The sequence below is a fragment of the Streptomyces sp. NPDC043427 genome (genome assembly GCF_056436655.1).
Map to the genome: position 1 here is coordinate 86115 of NZ_JBWKCC010000015.1, position 20248 is coordinate 106362.

Annotated in this window: 18 protein-coding genes; 5 read left to right on the plus strand and 13 right to left on the minus strand. The window is 72.3% G+C overall.

The genetic code is table 11. The features are described 5' to 3' along the window. Positions 1-21: 21 nt before the first annotated feature. The 3 genes from AC067M_RS23755 to AC067M_RS23765 form a co-directional block, all read right to left on the minus strand. Positions 22-744 (minus strand): lysophospholipid acyltransferase family protein, encoded by a 723-nt coding sequence (locus tag AC067M_RS23755; RefSeq protein ID WP_478699018.1) that lies wholly within the window; start codon positions 742-744, stop codon positions 22-24. A gap of 66 nt (positions 745-810) precedes the next feature. Then, a complete protein-coding gene (locus tag AC067M_RS23760; RefSeq protein ID WP_478699019.1) occupies positions 811-2037 on the minus strand; it encodes a PP2C family protein-serine/threonine phosphatase in 1227 nt (408 codons plus the stop codon). 66 nt (positions 2038-2103) lie between these two features. Next, a complete protein-coding gene (locus tag AC067M_RS23765) occupies positions 2104-4551 on the minus strand; it encodes a SpoIIE family protein phosphatase (protein WP_478699020.1) in 2448 nt (815 codons plus the stop codon). A 150-nt stretch (positions 4552-4701) separates the two neighbouring features. On the opposite strand from AC067M_RS23765, the gene AC067M_RS23770 reads away from it, so the two are divergent. Then, complete coding sequence (locus AC067M_RS23770) at positions 4702-5142, plus strand: DUF6174 domain-containing protein (protein ID WP_478699021.1); 441 nt, start codon at positions 4702-4704, stop codon at positions 5140-5142. A gap of 66 nt (positions 5143-5208) precedes the next feature. Here AC067M_RS23770 and rocD read toward each other — a convergent pair whose 3' ends face one another. The 3 genes from rocD to AC067M_RS23785 all read right to left on the minus strand — a co-directional run bounded on the left by rocD (position 5209) and on the right by AC067M_RS23785 (position 7881). Then, positions 5209-6435 (minus strand): ornithine--oxo-acid transaminase, encoded by a 1227-nt coding sequence (gene rocD / locus AC067M_RS23775; protein ID WP_478699022.1) that lies wholly within the window; start codon positions 6433-6435, stop codon positions 5209-5211. After that, on the minus strand, positions 6432-7253 hold the full coding sequence (gene ddaH / locus AC067M_RS23780) for a dimethylargininase (RefSeq protein ID WP_478699023.1): 822 nt from the start codon (positions 7251-7253) through the stop codon (positions 6432-6434). Before ddaH ends, rocD begins: the two co-directional genes overlap by 4 nt. A gap of 136 nt (positions 7254-7389) precedes the next feature. Beyond that, positions 7390-7881, minus strand: a complete 492-nt coding sequence (locus tag AC067M_RS23785) for an Lrp/AsnC family transcriptional regulator (RefSeq protein WP_478699024.1) — start codon at positions 7879-7881, stop codon at positions 7390-7392. 100 nt (positions 7882-7981) lie between these two features. On the opposite strand from AC067M_RS23785, the gene AC067M_RS23790 reads away from it, so the two are divergent. Genes AC067M_RS23790 through AC067M_RS23805 form a run of 4 tightly spaced genes read left to right on the plus strand, consistent with a single transcriptional unit; the run spans position 7982 to position 12044 of the window. After that, entirely contained in the window at positions 7982-8746 is a 765-nt protein-coding gene (locus AC067M_RS23790) for a LytR/AlgR family response regulator transcription factor (RefSeq protein ID WP_478699025.1), read from the plus strand. Position 8747: 1 nt separating this feature from the next. Next, on the plus strand, positions 8748-9107 hold the full coding sequence (locus AC067M_RS23795) for a hypothetical protein (RefSeq protein WP_478699026.1): 360 nt from the start codon (positions 8748-8750) through the stop codon (positions 9105-9107). A 19-nt stretch (positions 9108-9126) separates the two neighbouring features. After that, a complete protein-coding gene (locus AC067M_RS23800) occupies positions 9127-10842 on the plus strand; it encodes a sodium/solute symporter (protein WP_478699027.1) in 1716 nt (571 codons plus the stop codon). Next, on the plus strand, positions 10839-12044 hold the full coding sequence (locus AC067M_RS23805; protein WP_478699028.1) for a sensor histidine kinase: 1206 nt from the start codon (positions 10839-10841) through the stop codon (positions 12042-12044). The genes AC067M_RS23800 and AC067M_RS23805 overlap by 4 nt, the downstream gene beginning before the upstream one ends. A gap of 15 nt (positions 12045-12059) precedes the next feature. On the opposite strand, the gene AC067M_RS23810 is transcribed toward AC067M_RS23805, so the two are convergent. The 7 genes from AC067M_RS23810 to AC067M_RS23840 all read right to left on the minus strand — a co-directional run bounded on the left by AC067M_RS23810 (position 12060) and on the right by AC067M_RS23840 (position 20152). Further along, the gene (locus AC067M_RS23810) at positions 12060-12242 is read right to left on the minus strand and encodes a hypothetical protein (RefSeq protein WP_478699029.1); all 183 of its coding nucleotides are present in this window, start codon (positions 12240-12242) and stop codon (positions 12060-12062) included. 13 nt (positions 12243-12255) lie between these two features. Further along, entirely contained in the window at positions 12256-14100 is a 1845-nt protein-coding gene (locus AC067M_RS23815; RefSeq protein WP_478699030.1) for a serine/threonine-protein kinase, read from the minus strand. A 75-nt stretch (positions 14101-14175) separates the two neighbouring features. Beyond that, a complete protein-coding gene (locus AC067M_RS23820; protein WP_478699116.1) occupies positions 14176-15639 on the minus strand; it encodes a DUF6777 domain-containing protein in 1464 nt (487 codons plus the stop codon). A 114-nt stretch (positions 15640-15753) separates the two neighbouring features. Continuing rightward, complete coding sequence (locus AC067M_RS23825; protein ID WP_478699031.1) at positions 15754-16704, minus strand: cytochrome c oxidase assembly protein; 951 nt, start codon at positions 16702-16704, stop codon at positions 15754-15756. Positions 16705-16886: 182 nt separating this feature from the next. After that, positions 16887-17912 (minus strand): 6-phosphofructokinase, encoded by a 1026-nt coding sequence (locus tag AC067M_RS23830; RefSeq protein WP_478699032.1) that lies wholly within the window; start codon positions 17910-17912, stop codon positions 16887-16889. A gap of 252 nt (positions 17913-18164) precedes the next feature. Further along, positions 18165-18893: a type 1 glutamine amidotransferase gene (locus AC067M_RS23835; RefSeq protein ID WP_478699033.1), complete on the minus strand. Its 729-nt coding sequence runs from the start codon at positions 18891-18893 to the stop codon at positions 18165-18167. A 20-nt stretch (positions 18894-18913) separates the two neighbouring features. Further along, positions 18914-20152, minus strand: a complete 1239-nt coding sequence (locus tag AC067M_RS23840; RefSeq protein WP_478699034.1) for a DUF1727 domain-containing protein — start codon at positions 20150-20152, stop codon at positions 18914-18916. Positions 20153-20248 lie beyond the last annotated feature (96 nt).

The following is a 20248-nucleotide window of genomic DNA, read 5'->3' on the forward strand; positions in this document are numbered from 1 at the left end:
ACCCATGTGCTGCAGGGCACCTCAACTCAGCGGCATACGGGGGAACTTGCGCGCCTTCTCCTTGGCGGCGGCCTCCTCCGCCTTGACGACGGCCGCGTACTGGTCGACGTATTCCTGCTCGGAGAGCGACAGGATGGCGTACATGATCTCGTCGACGACGGCGCGCAGAATGGCCTTCTCGTTCTCCATGCCGGCGTAGCGGGAGAAGTCGAGGGGCTTGCCGAAGCGGATCGCCACCGGGTGGACGTTGGGGATGACCTTGCCCGGGGGCTGGGCCTCGAAGGTGCCGATCATCGCGCAGGGGATCACCGGGACGCCCGCCTTGAGGGCCATCACCGCCACGCCGACCTTGCCCTTGTAGAGGCGGCCGTCGTGCGAGCGGGTGCCCTCCGGGTAGATGCCGAGCAGCTCGTCCTTGCTGAGCACGCCCAGGCCCTCACGGATCGCCGCCTGGCCCGCGTCCTTGCCGGACCGGTCGACCGGGATCTGCCCGGCGCTGCGGAAGAACGTCGCGGTGAGCCGCCCCTTGAGGCCCGGGCCGGTGAAGTACTCGGCCTTCGCCAGGAAGGTGATGCGCCGTTTGAGGATCGCGGGCATCAGGAAGTGGTCGGAGAACGACAGGTGGTTGCCCGCGATGATGGCCGCACCCGACTCCGGAACGTGCTCCAGGCCTTCTATTCGGGGCCGGAAGACCAGTCGCAACAGCGGGCCCAGAAGGACGTACTTGAGCAGGTAGTAGAACAAGGGAGCGCTCCGGCAAGTCGTGGGATGTCAGTTTAGGTGCAGCCGCGGCCATGCGGAACGCCTCGCTCACAGCCGCACGATGACCAGCGCCGTGTCGTCCGTGGCGCCGCCGGGCGGCAGCAGCTCCAGCAGTACGGCGTCGGCGAGTGCCTCGGGGTGCGCGCCGCGGTGCCGGGCGAGGGAGTCGGCCAGGCGGGCCAGACCGGTGTCGATGTCCTCGCGACGCCGCTCGACCAGTCCGTCCGTGTAGAGGACGAGGGTGGCGCCGTCGGTGTAGGTGGTGGCGGCCTGGGGTCTGGGGACCGGGTCGGGGCGCGCGTCGAGCGGGGTGTCGGTGGCCTGGTCGAGGAACTCCACCCGGCCGTCGGAGTGGACCAGCGCGGGCGGCGGATGGCCGGCGCTGCTGTAGGTGATCGTGTGGTGGTCGCAGTCGATGAACGTCGTCACGGCGGTGGCCGACTCTGCGCCGTCGACGACGTGCGCGTACCGGCCCAGCACGTCCAGGGCCTGGGCGGGCCCCTCGGCGACGCGGGAGGTGGCGCTGAGCGCACTGCGCAGCTGGCCCATCACCCCGGCGGCCTCGAGCCCGTGCCCGACGACGTCGCCCACGGAGACGCCGATGCGGTCGCCGCCCACCAGGTCGACCAGGTCGTACCAGTCCCCGCACACGTTCAGCGTGCCGACCGCGGGCCGGTAGCGCACCGCGGCCTGCTGGTGGCCCACCTGCCGGGCGGCGGGCAGCATCGCCTCCTGCAGGGCCATCGCCACCTCGCGTTCACGGGCGTGCGCCTGGCGCAGGCGGTCGTTGAGCTCCTGCAGCTCACGGGCGCGCGTGTACAGCTCGGCCTCCAGCACCCGGGCCCGGCCGCCGGTCGGGCCGCCGCGGGCCCGGATCAGCTCGGTGACCTCCTCGACCCGGTGCACCAGCAGCTCCACCTTGCCGTCCGTGCCGAGCACCGGCACGTTGACCGGACTCCAGTAGCGTTCCTCCCATACGCCGGGGAGGGACTCGACGTCGTAGCGTTGCAGGGCCATGGCGTCGCGCTCGCCCGTGGCCAGCACCCGCTGCAGCGAGGCCTCCAGGTTGCGCATTCCGGTCGAGGCGGGGTCGTTGGGGTTGTCCGGGAACACGTCGAAGAGGTGGCGGCCCATCACCTGCTCGCGTCTGCGGCCGGCCACCCGCAGGAACTCCTCGTTGACGTCCGCGTAGACCAGGTCGGGGGTGAGCAGCGCGACCATGCCCGGCAGTGCCTGGAACACCACCGCGTAGTCGATCGTCGTCTCGTCGTCCATGGCCGCCGCCTCATCGCCGGTTTTGAACCAGTTTCGCATCATGTGGCGACAGAGGTGTCGCTCGTCTCACACCGCGGGCTCCGTCAGCGACTGCTCGGCCCAGATGATCTTCCCGTCGGGGACGAAGCGGGTGCCCCAGCGCTGGGTGAACTGGGACACCAGCAGCAGCCCCCGCCCGCCCTCGTCCGTGGTGCGGGGATGACGCAGGTGCGGGGTCGTCGCGCCGCCGTCGAAGACCTCGCAGACCAGCGCCTGCTCCCGGATCAGCCGGAGCCGGATCGGGCCGCGGGCGTGCCGGATGGCGTTGGTGACCAGCTCGCTGACGACCAGCTCGGTGGTGAAGGCCAGCTCGCCCAGCCCCCACTGCGCCAGCCGTCGGCTCGCCACCCTGCGGGCCTCGGCGACGACCGCCGGGTCCCTGGGCAGGTCCCAGTCCGCGACCTGGTCGGCGCCCAGCCGCCGCGTACGGGCCATCAGCAGCGCCACGTCGTCGAACGGCCGGGCCGGGACCAGCGCGTCGACGACGGCCCGACAGCGCAGGCCGAGCGTGCCCGACGCCCCCTCCAGGGCGCGCCGCAGCCGCTCCCGGCCCGCGTCCAGGGCCCACTCCTCGCCGTGCGCCAGCAACCCGTCGGTGTGCAGCGCGAGCGTGCTGCCGTCGGCCAGGGACAGCTCGACCGACTCGAACGGCGGCCCGGCCGCTCCCAGCGGCGCCCCCTGGGGCAGCTCCACGAACATCACCGTGCCGTCGGGCCCGACCACGGCGGGCGCGGGATGCCCGGCGGCGGCCATCGCACACCGCCCGTCGACCGGGTCGTAGACCAGATACACACATCCGGAGCCGACCGCGCCCGTCCTGTCCCTGGACTCCCCAGGCTCCCCGTGCTCCTCGCGCGCCGCCCGCGCGACCAGATCGTCGAGGTGGGCCAGCACCTCGTCGGGCGGCAGATCCAGGGCGGCCAGGGTCCGTACGGCGGTCCGCAGCCGCCCCATCGCCGCGGCCGCGTCGATACCGTGCCCGGGCACCTCGCCCACCACCAGGGCGACCCGCGCGCCGGACAGCGGGATCAGGTCGTACCAGTCGCCGCCGAGCCCGATCAGCTCGTCGGCCGGGCGATAGCAGGCGGCCACCTCCACCGCGTCCAGCTCCGCCAGCCGGTGCGGGAGCAGGTTGCGCTGGAGCACCAGGGCCGCGTCGCGCTCGCGGGTGTAGCGGCGGGCGTTGTCCACCCATACGGCCGCTCGCGAGACCAGGTCCTCGGCCAGACTCAGGTCGTCCTCGTCGAACGGCTCCTGGCGGTGGCGACGGAAGAACGTCGTGACGCCGAGGGTGACGCCCCGGGCCCGGATCGGCACGACCAGCACGCTGAGCAGCCCCAGATCCAGGAAGGTGGCCTCCCGGCCGCCGGGGACGTCCGCCCACTCCCGGGCGAGCGGATCGAGACGCTCCTCGCGCCAGGAGTCGCCGGTGATCAGGGCGCGGACCGGCGGGGAACCGGGCACGTAGGCGGCGGCCCCGCCGATGCCGACGACGGCCTCCGGGACGCCGGTGTTCACCGACTGCTGGCCCGCCCGGCGCAGCGGCAGCGCGTCGGTGGGCCCCAGCGGCGCGGGCTCGGCTCCCCGCAGCACCGACTCCAGCAGGTCCACTGTCACGAAGTCGGCGAAGCCCGGCACCGCCACGTCGGCCAGCTCCTGCGCCGTCCGCATGATGTCCAGGCTGCGGCCGATGTGTTCGCCGGCCCGGTCGAGCAGGGCGAGGCGCTGCCGGGCGCGGTGGCGTTCGGTGATGTCGACGACCGTGTAACACACGCCCGTCGGGCGGCCCCGCTCGTCCTCGAGCCGGGTGACCGACACCATGTGCATCGTCTCGCGGTGCGGCGCAGACCGGAGGTGCCCCATGTGCTCGTACCCGACGACCGACTCCCCGCTCTCCAGCACCCGCCGCATCACCGCCTCGAACGCCTCCGAGTCCAGCCCCGGTTGTACGTCCGCCAGCCGCAGCCCGAGCCGCCGCTCCGGCGGGCCGCCGCCGAAGCGGGCCAGGGCCTCGTTGGACCACACGTAGCGCAGGTCGGTGTCGACGACCGCCATGCCGATGGGCGCCCGGTCGACGATCTGTTGCAGCACGCCCCGGTTCATGTCCCGGCCGGGGGCGTCGGTCGTCTCCGTCATCATCAGCAGCCACCGCGCGGGGCCTCCGCGTTCCCGCACCGAGGTGATCCGGGCGACGACCGCGACCGGCCGCCCGTCCTTGCGGCGGACCGTCAGCGGCCCCGCCCAGCCGCCCTCCCGACGGCACCGCTCGACCAGCTCCGGCACCCGCGCGGCGTCCTCCGCGGTCAGCAGGCCCTCCAGCCGTGCGCCCACCGCCTCGGCGGCCGCATAGCCCAGCAGACGCTGCGCGTCCCCGGTCCAGCTGGTCACCGCGCCCTGCGCGTCGAGCAGCAGAGGCACGGGATCCGCCACGTCGGACCGCCGACGGGCAACGGCGCGCTCCTCGAATGTGCCCACGGCCGACCTCTCTGTCGCTGAGAGTGGTCTACCACCTCTTGTTCCCATCTTCACCCGGGAGGGATGCGGCGAACGTTCCTCCACTGTCGGGCGTCGAAGGAGCGACCACCAGCGAAGGCCACCGCCGAGGGCCACAGCGAAAGGCCGCCCATGACCGCCGTACGTTCCACCGCCCGCGCCCTCCTGCCGTGCGCCGTCCTGACCGCCTGCGGCACCACAGCGACACCGGCGGCCGAACCGAGCCGTCCCGTCTGGAGCGCGCCCGCCGCCTACACCTACACCCTCACCTCGAGCGAGGGGGAGCGGGCGCTCATCGGAACCTTCCGGGTGACCGTCCGCGACGGCGAGGTGGTACACGCGACCGGCCTCGACGAGGACAGCCGCAGAGTCGTACGCCAGTCACCCGACACGATCCCCACCCTCACGGACCTCCTGGCGGAACTGGACCAGGCCCGCCACGACCACGCGGACGTCGCCAAGGCGCACCACGCGAAGGACGGGCACCCCCTGCGCATCGAGCTGGACGGGGACGAGGGGGCGACCGACGACGAGGCGCGGTACGTGATCAGCGCGTACGAGGCGCATGGCTGACGTGTTCTTCACGAGGGGGGCAGCAGGGGTGGGCGCCGGACGCACACGGTGCCCACCCCTCGGTCGTCAGACGCCTCCCGTGAGCACCTTCTCCAGTGACGCCAGCGCCGAACCCAGCTCCTCCGCCGTGATCGTCAGCGGCGGGGCCAGCCGGATCGTGGAGCCGTGGGTGTCCTTGACCAGGACGCCCTCCCGCATCAGGCGTTCGCTCACCTCGCGGCCGGTGCCGAGGGACGGGTCGATGTCGACGCCCGCCCACAGGCCGCGGGAGCGGAAGCCGACGACGCCCTTGCCGACCAGCTCGGTCAGCCCGTCCCGCAGCACGGTGCCCAGCTCGGCCGCGCGGTTCTGGAACTCGCCCGCCTCCAGCAGCTCGACCACCGCCGTGCCGACCGCCGCGGCGAGGGGGTTGCCGCCGAACGTCGAACCGTGCTCGCCCGGCCGCAGCACGCCCAGCACCTCCCGGCGCCCGACGACCGCCGACACCGGCACGATGCCGCCGCCCAGCGCCTTGCCGAGCAGCAGCACGTCCGGGACGACCCCCTCGTGCTCGACCGCCAGCGTGCGCCCCGTGCGGCCCAGACCCGACTGGATCTCGTCCGCGACGAACAGGCAGTTCGCCCGCCGGGTCAGCTCACGCACCCCCGCCAGATAGCCGTCGTCGGGGATGACGACGCCCGCCTCGCCCTGGATCGGCTCGATGAGCACCGCCGCCGTGGTCTCGTCGACCGCCGCCTCCAGCGCGGCCAGGTCGTTGTACGGCACGACCCGGAAACCCGGGGTGAACGGCCCGAACCCCGTACGCGCCGTCTCGTCCGTCGAGAAGCTCACGATCGTCGTCGTACGGCCGTGGAAGTTGTCCGCCGCGACCACGATCGTCGCCCGGTCGGCGGGCACGCCCTTCACCTCGTACGCCCACTTGCGGGCCACCTTGATGCCGCTCTCCACCGCCTCGGCGCCCGTGTTCATGGGCAGCACCATGTCCTGGCCGGTCAACCCCGCGAGCCGCTCGGCGAACTCGGCCAGCCGGTCGTTGTGGAAGGCGCGCGAGGTGAGGGTGAGCCGGTCGAGCTGGCGGTGCGCCGCCTCGATCAGGGCGGGGTGGCGGTGACCGAAGTTCAGGGCCGAGTAGCCGGCCAGCATGTCGAGGTAGCGGCGCCCCTCGACGTCCTCCACCCAGGTGCCCTCCGCACTCGCGACGACCACGGGCAGCGGGTGGTAGTTGTGCGCGAGGACGGGCTCCTCGGCGCGGATCAGGTCGGCGGAGGTGCGCGTACGAGCGGGTGCGGTCATGAGCGGATCTCCTGGGTGCAGCACTTGATGCCGCCGCCGGCCTTGTGGAACTCGGACAGGTCGACGGGGACGGGGACGTAGCCGTGGTCCGCGAGCCGCTCGGCGAGGGCCTCGGCGGCCGGGGCGATGAAGACATGGCGTCCGTCGGAGACGGAGTTGAGGCCGAAGGCCATCGCGTCGTCGCGGGTGGCGAGCACCGCGTCCGGGTACAGCCGCGCGAGCACGTCACGGCTGCCCGGCGAGAAGGCCTCCGGGTAGTACACGATGTTGTTGTCGTGGCCGTCGTCGAGGACGAACAGCGCGGTGTCGAGATGGTAGAAGTACGGGTCCACCAGCGTCAGGCTGATCACCGGATGGCCGAAGAACTCCTGCGCCTCGCGGTGCGCGTCACGGGCCGTCCGGAACCCGGTGCCGGCCAGCAGGTAGCGGCCCGTCCAGACCAGGTCGCCCTCGCCCTCGCAGACGGCCTCGGGCCGGTGGACGCCGTAGCCGGCCGCCTTGAACCAGGTGTCGTAGTGGACGGCCTCCAGGCGCCGCTCCGGCGCGTGGAACACGGAGCCGAGCACGCGGCCGCCGACGACGACGGCCGAGTTCGCGGCGAAGACCATGTCCGGGAGGCCGGGGACCGGCTCCACGGAGTCGACGGTGTGCCCATGGGCGCGGTAGGCGCTGATCAGCGACTGCCACTGCTCCTGCGCGAGGTCCACGTCGACGGGGGCGTCGGGATGCATCCAGGGATTGATCGCGTACTGCACGGCGAAATGTCTGGGTTCGCAGACAAGGAAGCGCCGGGGGCGCTGGACACGGCTGTCGGGCACAGAGGGGTTCCTCCGCTTTTCCTGCGGTGTCGACTGGGATGACACCACGGTAGGGACCGCCCGAGAAGTGCGACAAGGAACAAAGGCTGCGTGTCCGCGCAGCAACGCTGCGTTGTCTCCGCAGCCCACGCACGTCTCATGCGCCCTCCGGCGCGGGCTGACTGGCGCCCGCCTCCGGCGCCTCCGGCAGCAGATGGGACAGCACCATCACGCTGATCGTCTTCCGGATGAACGGCTCGGTGCGGATCCGCTCCAGCACCTCCTCGAAGTGCTCCACGTCCCGCGCCCGCACATGCAGCAGCGCGTCCGCGCCGCCCGTCACCGTCATCGCCGCGGTGATCTCCGGATGGTTGCGCACCACCTCCGCCAGCCGCCGGGGCGGCGCCGCGCCCTCGCAGTACACCTCCACGTACGCCTCGGTGCGCCACCCGAGCGCCGCCGGCTTCACCGTGGCCGTGAACCCGGTGATCACGCCGGTCTCACGCAGCCGGTCCACCCGCCGCTTCACCGCCGTGGACGACAGACCGACCGCGGCGCCGATCTCGGCGAAACTGGTCCTGGCGTTCGCCATCAGGGCGGTGACGATCTTCCGGTCGAGCTCGTCGAACGGCGCGGGCCTGCTGTTCATGGCGGCACTGTAACCAGTGGGCGCGCACCACCGTATCCAGCGCGAACGTCTGCCCCGACGGCATGTGCAGGCGTACGAATTGCTCCTAGACTCCACGTTCATGCTGCGCGCCCTGGCTGTCGACGACGAACGCCCCTCGCTCGAGGAGCTGCTCTACCTGCTGACCGCGGATCCCCGGATCGGCAGTGTCGAGGGCGCCGGTGACGCGACCGAGGCGCTGCGCCGCATCAACCGCGCTCTGGAGTCGGGCCCCGGCGGCCCCGAGGCGATCGACGTCGTCTTCCTCGACATCAACATGCCCGGCCTCGACGGCCTCGACCTGGCCCGGCTGCTGACCGGCTTCGCCCGGCCGCCGCTGGTCGTGTTCGTCACCGCCCACGAGGACTTCGCCGTCCAGGCCTTCGACCTGAAGGCCGTCGACTACGTGCTCAAACCCGTCCGCAAGGAACGCCTCGCCGAGGCCGTCCGCCGTGTCGTCGAACGCGGCACCCCCGAACAGCGCGGCACCGCCCCGCGGATACCCGTGCACGAACCCGACCCCGACCACATACCCGTCGAACTCGGCGGCGTGACCCGCTTCGTCGCCGTCGACGACATCACCCATGTCGAGGCCCAGGGCGACTACGCCCGGCTGCACACCGGCCGCGGCAGCCATCTCGTCCGCATCCCCCTGTCCACCCTTGAGGAGCGCTGGCGTTCGCGCGGGTTCGTCCGCATCCACCGCCGCCACCTCGTCGCCCTGCACCACATCGGCGAACTCCGCCTCGACGCCGGCACGGTGAGCGTCCGGGTGGGCAGCGAGGAACTCCAGGTCAGCAGACGCCACGCGCGCGAGCTGCGGGACCTGCTGATGAGGAGGCCGTGACATGCCCCAGGACCCCACCGAACGCCGCGTCGTCGTCACCGGACCGCCCCGCCGCACCCGGCGCACCTCCGGCTACTACCGCCCCCGCACCGAGATCGACGAGCAGACCACCCTCGGCCACACGTATGTCCGCTCCCTGATGCGCACCCAACTGCGCGCCGCCCTCACCGTGTTCGCCGTCCTCGGCCTGCTCGTCGGCCCCCTGCCGCTGGTGTTCGCGGCCGCCCCGGAGGCCCGCCGCCTCCAGTGGGCGGTCCTCGGCTTCGGCCTGTACGCCCCCCTGGTCCTGCTCGCCCGCTGGTACGTACGGCGCGCCGAACGCAACGAACGGGACTTCGTACGGCTCGTCGAGGACCGCTGAGGCAAGGACGCGCGCGCACGTGAACTCCGGTTACGCAGTCCCCGCCGTCGCCCTCGTCGTCGTCGCCACCGTCCTCGTCGGCGCCTTCGGCCTGCGCATCTCCCGCACCACCTCCGACTTCTACGTCGCCTCCCGCACCGTCGGCCCCCGCCTCAACGCGGCCGCCATCAGCGGCGAGTACCTCTCCGCCGCGTCCTTCCTCGGCATCGCGGGACTGGTGCTGGTCCAGGGCCCCGACATGCTCTGGTACCCGGTCGGCTACACCGCCGGATACCTGGTCCTCCTCCTGTTCGTCGCCGCCCCGTTGCGCCGCTCCGGCGCCTACACGCTGCCCGACTTCGCCGAGGCCCGCCTCGCCTCCCAGGCGGTACGCCGACTCGCCGGGGCCTTCGTCGTGGGCGTCGGCTGGCTCTACCTGCTGCCCCAACTCCAGGGCGCCGGGCTGACGTTGACGGTCCTCACGGGCGCGCCGGAGTCCCTCGGAGGCCTGATCGTCGCCGTCGTCGTCACCGCGACCGTCGCCGCGGGCGGCATGCGCAGCATCACCTTCGTGCAGGCCTTCCAGTACTGGCTGAAACTCACCGCCCTCCTCGTCCCCGCCCTCTTCCTGGTGCTCGCCTGGCAGGGCGACGGAGCACCCCGCCACGCCTTCGAGGAACCGCCCGCCTTCCGCGAACAGCGACTCGTCCGCGTCGACGACACCGTCGACCTGAAACTGGAACGGCCGCTGACCGTCACCGTCAGCGGCACCGTCGACGGCCGCCCGCACGACGACACCCGCCTCGAACTCCCCGCCGGCACCCACCGCATCGCCGCCGGCACCCGCCTCACCTTCGACCGCGGCGCCCCCGTCCCCGTCGCCGACCGCGGCACCAACGGCGGCATGTCCACCTCGCTCGCCGCGAGCCGCGAGGAACGCCCGCTGTACGCCACGTACGGCCTGATCCTCGCCACCTTCCTCGGCACCATGGGCCTGCCGCACGTCGTCGTGCGTTTCTACACCAGCCCGCACGGTGTCGCCGCCCGCCGCACCACCGTCGCCGTGCTCGCCCTGATCGGCGGCTTCTACCTGCTGCCCCCCGTCTACGGCGCCCTAGGCCGCCTCTACGCCCCCGAACTCTCCCTCGCGGGCGACGCGGACGCCGCCGTCCTGCTGCTGCCCGACCGTATGATCGGCGGCCTCGGCGGCGACCTGCTCGGCGCGCTGGTGGCCGGGGGCGCCTTCGCCGCGTTCCTCTCCACCGCCTCGGGGCTCACCATGGCCGTGGCGGGCGTGCTCACCCAGGACGTCCTCCCGTCCCGCGGCGTACGGCACTTCCGGCTCGGCACCGGCCTGGCCATGGTCGTTCCGCTGGCGGCGAGCTTCCTCGTGGGCGGGCTGCCCGTGGCCGACGCGGTGGGACTCGCGTTCGCCGTGTCCGCCTCCTCCTTCTGCCCGCTGCTCGTCCTCGGCATCTGGTGGCGCCGCCTCACCCCGCCCGGCGCGGCCGCCGGCATGCTGGTGGGCGGCGGGTCCGCGTTCCTGGCTGTCGCCGCGACCATGGCCGGTGTCCCCGGTTCGGGGCCGCTGCACAGCCTCCTGGCCTGGCCCGCCCTGTGGTCGGTCCCGCTCGGCTTCCTCACCATGATCCTGGTGTCCCTGGCGACCCCGGGGCGGGTACCGGCGGGCACGGCGGCCATCCTGGCCCGCTTCCACCTGCCGGAGGAACTGCGGGCGGCGGAGGTGAAGGCGTGATCGGATTCCTCGCCGGCCTCTGCGTGGCCGTCCTCCCGCTGCTGGCAGCAGGCTTCTGGCTCGGCCGCCGCACCGCGCGCCCCCAGACACTCGGCGGTCTCGGCACCCCCGTCGAGCACGCCACCTTCGAGACCCTGCACACCGCGTCCCTCGCCGCACCCCCGCTGCGGGCGGGCCTGACGGAGGAGACCGCGCGCAGGTCGGCCCGCAGACTGCGCACCCTGCTCGGCACGGACGCGCTGTGCCTGACGGACGAGAAGCAGGTCCTGGTCTGGGACGGCGTGGGCGACCACCACCGCACCGAGATCATGGCCCGCCTGGCCGGCCCCCTGGAGACCGGCCGCGGCGAGGCGTTCCGGCTCACCTGCGAGACCCCCGACTGCCCGGTGCGCTGGGCCGTGGTCGCCCCGCTCACCGTCGACGACCGGGTGCACGGCGCCCTCGTCGCCTGCGCCCCGCGTGAGTCCGCCGTCCTCGTCCGCGCGGCCGGAGAGGTGGCCCGCTGGGTGAGTGTCCAACTGGAACTGGCGGACCTCGACCAGTCCCGGACCAAGCTCATCGAGGCGGAGATCCGGGCCCTGCGTGCCCAGATCTCCCCGCACTTCATCTTCAACTCCCTCGCGGTGATCGCCTCGTTCGTCCGCACCGACCCCGAGCGCGCCCGCGAACTGCTCCTGGAGTTCGCCGACTTCACCCGCTACTCGTTCCGCAGGCGCGGCGACTTCACCACCCTCGCCGACGAACTCCACGCCATCGACCACTACTTGGCACTCGTACGGGCACGCTTCGGCGACCGCCTCTCCGTGACCCTGCAGATCGCCCCCGAGGTGCTCCCGGTAGCCCTGCCGTTCCTGTGCCTCCAGCCGCTGGTGGAGAACGCCGTCAAGCACGGCCTGGAAGGCAAGACCGACACGTGCCGCATCCAGATCACCGCGCAGGACACCGGCGCCGAGGCCCTCGTCGTCATCGAGGACGACGGCGCCGGCATGGACCCCGACCTGCTGCGCCGCATTCTCGCGGGCGAGGTCAGCCCCTCCGGCGGCATCGGCCTGTCCAACGTCGACGACCGGCTCCGCCAGGTCTACGGCGACGACCACGGCCTCGTCATAGAGACCGCCGTGGGCGCGGGCATGAAGGTCACCGCCCGGCTGCCGAAGTACCAGCCGGGCGTGCACTCGGCGGCCCGGCTCGCACCGGAGTGAGCGCCGGAGTGGGAGTCAGGTGCTGCGCGTGGCGACCATCCCGAGAGTGATCAGGCCCAGCACCACCCAGCCGAACCACAGCCAGCCGTTACTGCCGAGCGCCACCGTGTAGGCCGTCACCGCGACGAGTCCGCCGACGGTGATCACCCCCATGGTCTTCGTGGAGCCGTTCGTGGAACCGTTCGTGGATCCGGGCATCGCAACACGCTCCTCATGGTCCGTCCCCCTCCATGGTGCCCCCGTTCTGCCTCCTGACGGTGCACACGACGTAACGCGTTCCGGACTTCCACGGTCCCTGGCTCGACCAGGACCCCGACTCGTACGCCGACGGATCGAATCCGTAGTCGCCCGGCGGCGCCTCCCGGCGGCACGCCGCGTCCGACTCGGTCCGCGCCTCCCGGAACGTGACATCGGCGCCCAACCGGGTGAACCCGACCACCAGCTCGTCGTACGACCCCTCACAGGACGCCAGCCGGGCGTCCCGGTTCCCCCCGGTGCGCAGGCAGTCCCGCTTCTGCATGTTCGACGTGTCGGTGAACGCGGCGCCGATCCGCCGGTGCGTGCCGAGCGGCCCGTACACCGGCCCGTGCGCCCCCAGCAGCAGACAGGCGACGCGCCGCCCGGCCGCCTCGAACCCCGCCGCGTCCGGTACGACGGCGTAGCTCCGTACGTCCGCGAGCCGCTCCCGCAGCTCCCGTGTCCGCTCCTCGCACCTTCCGGGCCCGAGCTGACGTGCCTCCGCCGCCGAGGCGGCCCCGACGAACGCCATCACCTCCCCGTCGGGCGCCTTGTCCCGGCAGGTCGGGTCCAGGGCCAGCCGGGGCGTGCCGTCGAAGCGCTCTGCGCCGGGCCACTCGGCAATCACACAGTCACCGTCCTCGAGCGGCCCGGCCAGCCCCACCCTCTCCCCGTACGGCCACCCCGTTCCGCCCGTCTCGTCTCCCGCCGCCCGATGGGCCGTCGCGTACCAGACGCCGCCCAGCGCGAGGAGCAGCCCGAGCGCGCAGGACAGTACGGCCCGCCCGATCCGCCGCCCCCGCCCGGCCCGGGCCGCCGGGACCGGCGCCGAGAGAACCGACGGGTCCGGCGCCACGGGCACCGGCCCCGAGTACCCCCCGGGGCCCTGCGGCCTGCTCCAAGGGGGCTGCGAGCCCAGATCGGTCTGCGTCCGAGCCTGGGGATCGGCCTGGGGCAACACGATCTGCGACAGGGCGGCCTCGGCCGTCGCCGTGTCGATCCGCCGCGCCGGATCCTTGACGAGGAACGCCCGCAGTACGGGCTCCAGCGCGCCCGCGCGCACCGGTGGCCGCGGCTCCTCCGTGACCACCGCGGTGATCTCCGCGAGGTGCGTGTCGCGCTCGAAGGGGCCGTGACCCTCGACGCCGTAGTAGAGGGTGCAGCCCAGGGAGAACAGGTCGGCGCCCGGGGTGGGCGGCCCGCCCGTGGCGCGTTCCGGGGCGAGATAGCCGGACGTGCCCACCAGCACCGAGGCCCGTGTGTAGCGCGGCTCCCCGGCGTCCGGCTGCACCGAAATCCCGTAGTCGGTGAGCAGGACCCGCCCGTACGGCGCCCCCGTGCGGTCCGGCGCGAGCAGGATGTTCGCCGGTTTCACGTCCCGGTGCAGGACGCCCCGGTCATGTCCGGCGGTCAGCGCGTCCAGCACCGCCAGGCCGATGCGGGCGCACTCCGCGGGGGCGAGCGGGCCGCGCCGGGTGATCAGCTCACGCAGGTCGACGGCGTCCGCCACGTACTCCATGACGATCCACGGCAGCCCGTCGTGCTCCAGCACATCGTGCACGGTCACCACGTGCGGATGGTCGCGCAGCCCCGCCGCGTTCCGGGCCTCCGCGCGGGCCCGGGCGACCCTGGCCTCCCGCTCGCCCTCGGCCTCGGCCGGGTCGCGGAACACGATCTCCTTGAGCGCGACGTCACAGGCCAGTCTCTGGTCGTGGGCCAGCCACACATGACCCATGCCGCCGCTGCCCAGCGGGTGCAGCAGCAGATAACGGCCGGCGATGACCCGGCCCACTCCCGACGTCGGCGATCCTGACGGCATCCAGTGACTCCCGGGGTCTACGGGGGTGCTACGGCGGTACGACTGTGGGTTCGGGGTCTCGGGGGCGTGGGGGCGCTACGCCCAGGTGCTCGCCCTCACCCCCGGCGCCTCGCGCGCCGGGTCAGCCGCGACCGGGGCGCTGGTGTCCGGCTCGTCGGCCGCGGCGTCGGTGGAGTCGGTGGTGGGCGGCTCGGGAGGCTCGGGGGGCTCGGGGGGAGCCTCGGGCGCGGTGGTGGGCGGCTCGGGAGGCGCGGGCGGAGCCTCGGGCGCGCTGGGGGGCGGTTCCGGCGGTACTTCGGGCGCGGTGGTGGGCGGTGCTGCGCTGGTGGCGGGCGCGCTCGTCGCCGGGGCGCTGGCGGTGTCCGGCGGGGCGCTGGTCGTGGTCGGCGGTGCGTCGGTGGGCGGGTCGGGGGCCGGTGGCGGGCTCGACGAGGCCGGTGGGCTGGTGGGCGGGTCGGGCGAAGGCGGCGGGCTCGACGAGGGCGGAGCGCTGGACGACGACGGTGGCGCGCTGGACGACGGGGGGTCGGAGGAAGCGGGCGGATCGGACGACGTCGACGGACCGGACGCCGTCGGTGGGGTGTGCGCAGGCTTGGACGCCTCCGACTCCGGGGGAGTGCCCGCCCCGCTGCCCGTCCCCTCGGCCACGCTCAGCGTCACGTACTCCCCGAACCGCAGCTTGGCCCCTGCCGGTGGATCGGACGCCGTGACCCGGGCGTCGTCCGGCGGCAACCCCTCCCCGTCGTACGCGGCGCCCAGCCCGTTGTCGGCCAGCCTCCGGCTCGCCGCCCCGAACGTGGCCCCCGCCACGCTGGGCACCGTACGCGTCTTCCGCGTGTTGAACGTGGTGTCCTTCTCACCCGTCGTGCCGACCGGCCGGTCGATGCCGCGCTCCGGCTCGTCCACGTCGACGAGGGCGAGCCGCTCCAGCTGCCGCGAGGCGGGGCGCACGGCCACCACGGAGGACTGGTCGTACCCCTTCCACTCCTTGTTCCCGTGCTGGAACCTCACGTCGATCCGGTCGGTGTCACCCATGAAGGGCCGCAGCGGATTTCCGCACGAGCACTTCACGGCCGGAGCTCCCCGTTCGTCGACGAGAACCGCGATTCCCGCCTGGAGCAGGGAGTCGTAGGGAACGGCCTTTTCCTTCTTGTAGTCGTGGTTCTTCACGAGAGTGTCGTGACGCAGGAGCACGGGTGTGAGCCGGTCCAGGAAATCCGGAATCTCCTTGGTGGTGATGCCGAAAACACCGGCCCACACCCGCGCCTTCCGGTCGTTCCGCGGATCGGCGAGAAATTCCTTCAATTGTTCGACGTCGCAGATCTGAGGCTGCTTCGTGCCGCCGTACAACCCCGGTGTGTCACCCTGCTGCAGGCTGCCCGGCGCCGCCAGCGACCGGACCTCGGCGTCGTGGCCCAGCCCCTGACTCTCGTCGAAGAAGGGCGCGAGCGACGGAACCCCCACCGCCACGGCCCGCACCAGCAGCAGCGGAGCGTCCCGGTCGCACCCGCTCGTCACCAGAACGAGAACCAGCAACACGGTGATCCTGCGGACCACTCGAATTCCGGCCCCTCGCATGAATGCGCGAATATTCATCACCGCTCCCCCCGGCGGTTCCCCCAACGCGCTTCATGCTACTGAATGGGAAAGCGCTCAGCGCCCCTGTGCGTTCAATGAGGCCAAATAGGCGTTGTACGCCTCGAGTTCCTTGTCACCGTCCCGGTCCGCGGCCCGGTCCTTGCGCCTGGCCTGCCGCTGCTCCGAGCCGTACCACTGGAACAACAGCGCGATCAGCACCAGTACGGACGGAATCTCACTGAACGCCCAGGCGATGCCGCCGGCCGCGTTCTGGTCGGAGAGCGCGTCGATACCGAGCGAGGCGGGCGGGTTCTTGAACGTCTCCACCATCGGGGTCGACGCCATCATCAGCGCGATGCCGAAGAACGCGTGGAACGGCATGCCCGCGAACAGCTCCAGCATCCGCAGCAGATACCCCGGCCGGTGCGGGCCCGGGTCCACGCCGATGATCGGCCAGAAGAACACCACCCCCACGGCGAGGAAGTGCACCATCATCGCGACGTGCCCGGTCTTGGAGCCCATCAGGAAGTCGAAGAGGGGGGTGAAATACAGCGCGTACAGGCTGGCGATGAACAGCGGGATCGTGAACGCCGGATGCGTGATGATCCGCATGTACCGGCTGTGCAGCAGCATCAGCAGCACCTCACGCGGCCCCTTGCGCCCGCGCCCCGCCGTCGGCAGCGCCCGCAGCGCCAGCGTGGCCGGGGCGCCGAGCAGGATCAGGATCGGCGACAGCATGCTGATCACCATGTGCTGCACCATGTGCACGCTGAACATGACCATCCCGTAGTCGTTCAGCTTCGTGCACATCATCAGGCCGACCGACAGCACCCCGACGACGTACGACACCGTCCGCCACGCGGACCACGCGTCCCCCCGCCGCCGCAGCCGCACGACCCCCCACCCGTACAGCCCGAGGCCCATCAGACAGGCCACGAGGAAGAACGGATCCGCCGACCACTGAAGCCCCCGCCCCAGCGTGAACGGCGGCAGATCCATCATCATGCCGTGCCCGCTGTGATCCATGCGCCGGCTCCTGTTTCGTGGGGGGATGTGCGGTCTGTCCGCCCCAAGACTAGGACGACCCCCGGCGACGATTGTCACCGGGGGCCACCGCAGCGCGCCTTCACGGGGCGCGGGGCGGTATCACTATGCGGCTCCGCCGCGTGGGCGCGAGCAACCACCACGAACCCGCACCCGCCGGACGGCTACAGCACGCACTCCGCTTCCGCGTACCGCTCACCCGGAACGGTCTTGAGCGTCTCCACGGCCTCAGCGAGAGGCACCATCACGATGTCCGTCCCCCGAAGCGCCGTCATGTTGCCGAACTCGCCCCGGTGCACGGCCTCCACCGCATGCCACCCGAACCGCGTCGCGAGAACACGGTCGTACGCGGTCGGCGTACCACCCCGCTGCACATGGCCCAGAATGACCGGCCGCGCTTCCTTCCCGAGCCGCGCCTCCAGCTCGATGGACAGTTGCCGCGCGATCCCGGCAAACCGCTCATGCCCGTAGACGTCCTTGCCGCCTTCGTCGAACTCCATCGTGCCGGCCCGCGGCTTCGCCCCCTCCGCCGCGACCACGATCGCAAACCGCTTGCCCGCCTCGAACCGCTCGCCGACCTTGCGGGTCAACTCCTCGATGTCGAAGGGCCGTTCCGGTACGACGATGGCGTGCGCGCCGGCCGCCATGCCGGAGTGCAGGGCGATCCAGCCGGTGTGGCGGCCCATGACCTCCACGATCAGCACCCGCTGGTGGGACTCGGCGGTGGTCTTCAGCCGGTCCAGCGCCTCCGTCGCCACGCCCACGGCCGTGTCGAAGCCGAAGGTGACGTCGGTGACCGCGATGTCGTTGTCGATGGTCTTCGGCACGCCGACGATCGGCAGGCCGTTGTCCGACAGCAGCCGGGCCGCCTTGAGCGTGCCCTCACCGCCGATCGGGATGATCGCGTCGAGCCCGAGCTCCTCGACATGGCCCCTGGCCCGCTCCACGCCGTCCCGCAGGTGCTCGGGACGGACCCGGGAGGAGCCGAGGATCGTGCCGCCGCGGGCCAGGATGCCGCCCACGGCGTCGAGGTCGAGCTTGAGGTAGTCGCACTCCAGGAGGCCCTTCCAGCCGTCCCGGAAGCCGATGACCTCGTCGCCGTGGTCGGCGACGGCGCGGTGCACGACGGACCGGATGACGGCGTTCAGGCCGGGGCAGTCGCCGCCGGACGTGAGGACACCAATGCGCATAGCCCGAAACAACCTTCTCGATGTGGGCCGGGAGCCGGACCGCGTTGTCCGGCTGGAATCCCGGCCACCCTACCGGCGTGAGGGGGTCGTTCCCCACGGGGCGTCCGCCTGCTGGACGCGGCCGCACAAGTGAGCGGACGGACCGTCAGGCGGGCCCGGCGACGACCCTGGGCCAGGGCGCTAGAAGGTTCCTTCAGGCTGTGTGGAACGCGAGGTCAGGGCTCCTCTCTGCCGCCCCGCCTCCCTCGCCGCCTACGCCGGCTGTTGCGCGGACGCGATGCGCTCGTTGCGCAGTGCCTCGTACCAGCGGTCGTCCGTGGGCGGCAGCGCGTTCACGTCGAGCGCCAGCTTCAGCAGCAGATCCGCGATCAGCGGGTTGCGGGCCAGCACCGGGCCGTGCATGTACGTACCGAAGACGGTGTCGTTGTACGCGCCCTCCGTGCCGTCTCCCGTGCCGTTGCCCTTGCCGAGCTTCACCCGGGCGAGGGGGCGGGCCGTGGGACCGAGGTGGGTGATGCCCTGGTGGTTCTCGAAGCCGGTCAGCGGGGGCAGGCCCAGGCGCGGGTCGATGTCCGCGAGGACGTCGCCGACGCAGCGCTCGCCCTCGCCGCGCGTGGCGGTCACGTCGAGCAGACCGAGGCCGGGCTCGCGCTGGCCGAGGTCGTTGACGAACTCGTGGCCGAGGATCTGGTAGCCGGCGCACACCGCGAACACGATCGCGCCGTTGTTCACCGCCTGGTACAGGTGCCCGTCGCGGCGCAGCCGCTCGGCCGCGAGCCGCTGCGGACGGTCCTCACCGCCCCCGATCAGGTAGATGTCGCCGGACGTCGGGATCGGCTGGTCGCTGCGCACGTCGAGGCGGGCCACGTCGAGGCCGCGCTGCCGCGCCCGGCGCTCCACGACGAGGACGTTGCCCTGGTCGCCGTAGGTGCTGAGCAGGTCCGGGTAGACCCAGACCACCCGAAGCTGGTTGTCGCTCATGAAGTGTTCGTCCTTCGTGGTCAGTTGCCGACGCGGCGGCGCAGGTCCTGGAACGCGGTGTAGTTCGCGATGACCTCGATCCGGCCGGGCGGGCACATCTGCACGGCCTGGTCGACGTTCTCGCAGACCTGGAAGTGCTGGTTGGCGACCTCCAGACGCACCGCGAGGTCCAGCTTCCGGTCGCCGATGACGAAGATCGGGTGGCCGGTCAGGCGGGTGTAGTCGACGTCCCACAGCCAGGAGGTGTCGGTGCCGTCGGCGCCGCGCGCGTTCACGGAGAGGATCACCGGGGTCGGCGGCGGGTCGATCAGCGAGAACGTCTCCAGCCAGCCGGCCGGGTTCTTGGCGAGCAGGAGTCTCAGGTCGCGGCCCTGGAACTGGACGACGTCGTAACGTCCGGCGACCGCCTGCACCTGGTACATGCGCTCCAGGGCGACCTGCGGCGGTACCCCGAAGACGGCGGCGACGGCCGCGGAGGAGGCGGCGTTGGCCTTGTTGGCGCGGCCGGGCAGCTGGAGGTGGATCGGCCAGGCGGAGCCGTGCGGGTCGAGGACGTGGTCCCCGGACAGCGCCCAGCTCGGCGTGGGCCGCCGGAACCCGCACTCACCGCAGAACCAGTCGTCGCCGGGCCGCTGCATCACGCCACCGCAGGACGGGCAGGACCAGGCGTCGTCCTTCCACATCTGACCGGCTGCGACCCAGATCACGTTGGGGGAGGAGGACGCGGCCCACACCACCAGCGGGTCGTCGCAGTTGGCCACGATCACGGCCTTGGACCCCGCAAGGCCCTCACGCCAGTTCTCCGCGAGCATGCGGGTCTCGGCGGCGCGGTCGAGCTGGTCGCGGGAGAGGTTGAGCAGCGCGATGCACTTCGGGGCGGTGTCCCGGGCCACACCCGCGAGGTACTTCTCGTCGACCTCGATGACGCCGTACCGGGCCTCCGAGCCGCCCGCGAGCGCCGAGGTGATGCCCGCGGGCATGTTGGCGCCGAGCGCGTTGGAGACGACCGGTCCCGCGGCGCGCAGGGCCTCGGCGATGAGGCGGGTGGTGGTGGTCTTGCCGTTGGTCGCCGACACGAGGATGACGTCCAGGTTCTGGGCGAGCCGGGCCAGCAGGTCGGGGTCGAGCTTGAGCGCCACCCGGCCGCCGATCACCGAACCGCTGCCGCGCCCCGCGGCACGGGATGCCGCAGCGACCGCCTTGCCCGCGGTCACGGCCAGCTTGGCCCGCGGCGTGAGCGGGTCCGAGTTGCCTGCCATCAGTTCTCGATCCTCCTTGCGTACGCGCCGCGCCTCTGCCTGACGGCAACGTGGTAGGTGGTCAGCCTATCGAGATCCATTCGCACTCCCGAACCG

Bases quoted from the DNA above. Each gene is read 5' to 3' on its own strand.
- AC067M_RS23760 (WP_478699019.1), bottom strand. From the start codon at position 2,037: ATGGACGACGAGACGACGATCGACTACGCGGTGGTGTTCCAGGCACTG.
- rocD (WP_478699022.1), bottom strand. From the start codon at position 6,435: ATGACCGCACCCGCTCGTACGCGCACCTCCGCCGACCTGATCCGCGCC.
- AC067M_RS23790 (WP_478699025.1), top strand. From the start codon at position 7,982: ATGCTGCGCGCCCTGGCTGTCGACGACGAACGCCCCTCGCTCGAGGAG.
- AC067M_RS23785 (WP_478699024.1), bottom strand. From the start codon at position 7,881: ATGAACAGCAGGCCCGCGCCGTTCGACGAGCTCGACCGGAAGATCGTC.
- AC067M_RS23825 (WP_478699031.1), bottom strand. From the start codon at position 16,704: ATGGATCACAGCGGGCACGGCATGATGATGGATCTGCCGCCGTTCACG.
- AC067M_RS23815 (WP_478699030.1), bottom strand. From the start codon at position 14,100: ATGCCGTCAGGATCGCCGACGTCGGGAGTGGGCCGGGTCATCGCCGGC.
- AC067M_RS23795 (WP_478699026.1), top strand. From the start codon at position 8,748: ATGCCCCAGGACCCCACCGAACGCCGCGTCGTCGTCACCGGACCGCCC.
- AC067M_RS23835 (WP_478699033.1), bottom strand. From the start codon at position 18,893: ATGAGCGACAACCAGCTTCGGGTGGTCTGGGTCTACCCGGACCTGCTC.
- AC067M_RS23810 (WP_478699029.1), bottom strand. From the start codon at position 12,242: ATGCCCGGATCCACGAACGGTTCCACGAACGGCTCCACGAAGACCATG.
- AC067M_RS23770 (WP_478699021.1), top strand. From the start codon at position 4,702: ATGACCGCCGTACGTTCCACCGCCCGCGCCCTCCTGCCGTGCGCCGTC.
- AC067M_RS23840 (WP_478699034.1), bottom strand. From the start codon at position 20,152: ATGGCAGGCAACTCGGACCCGCTCACGCCGCGGGCCAAGCTGGCCGTG.
- AC067M_RS23830 (WP_478699032.1), bottom strand. From the start codon at position 17,912: ATGCGCATTGGTGTCCTCACGTCCGGCGGCGACTGCCCCGGCCTGAAC.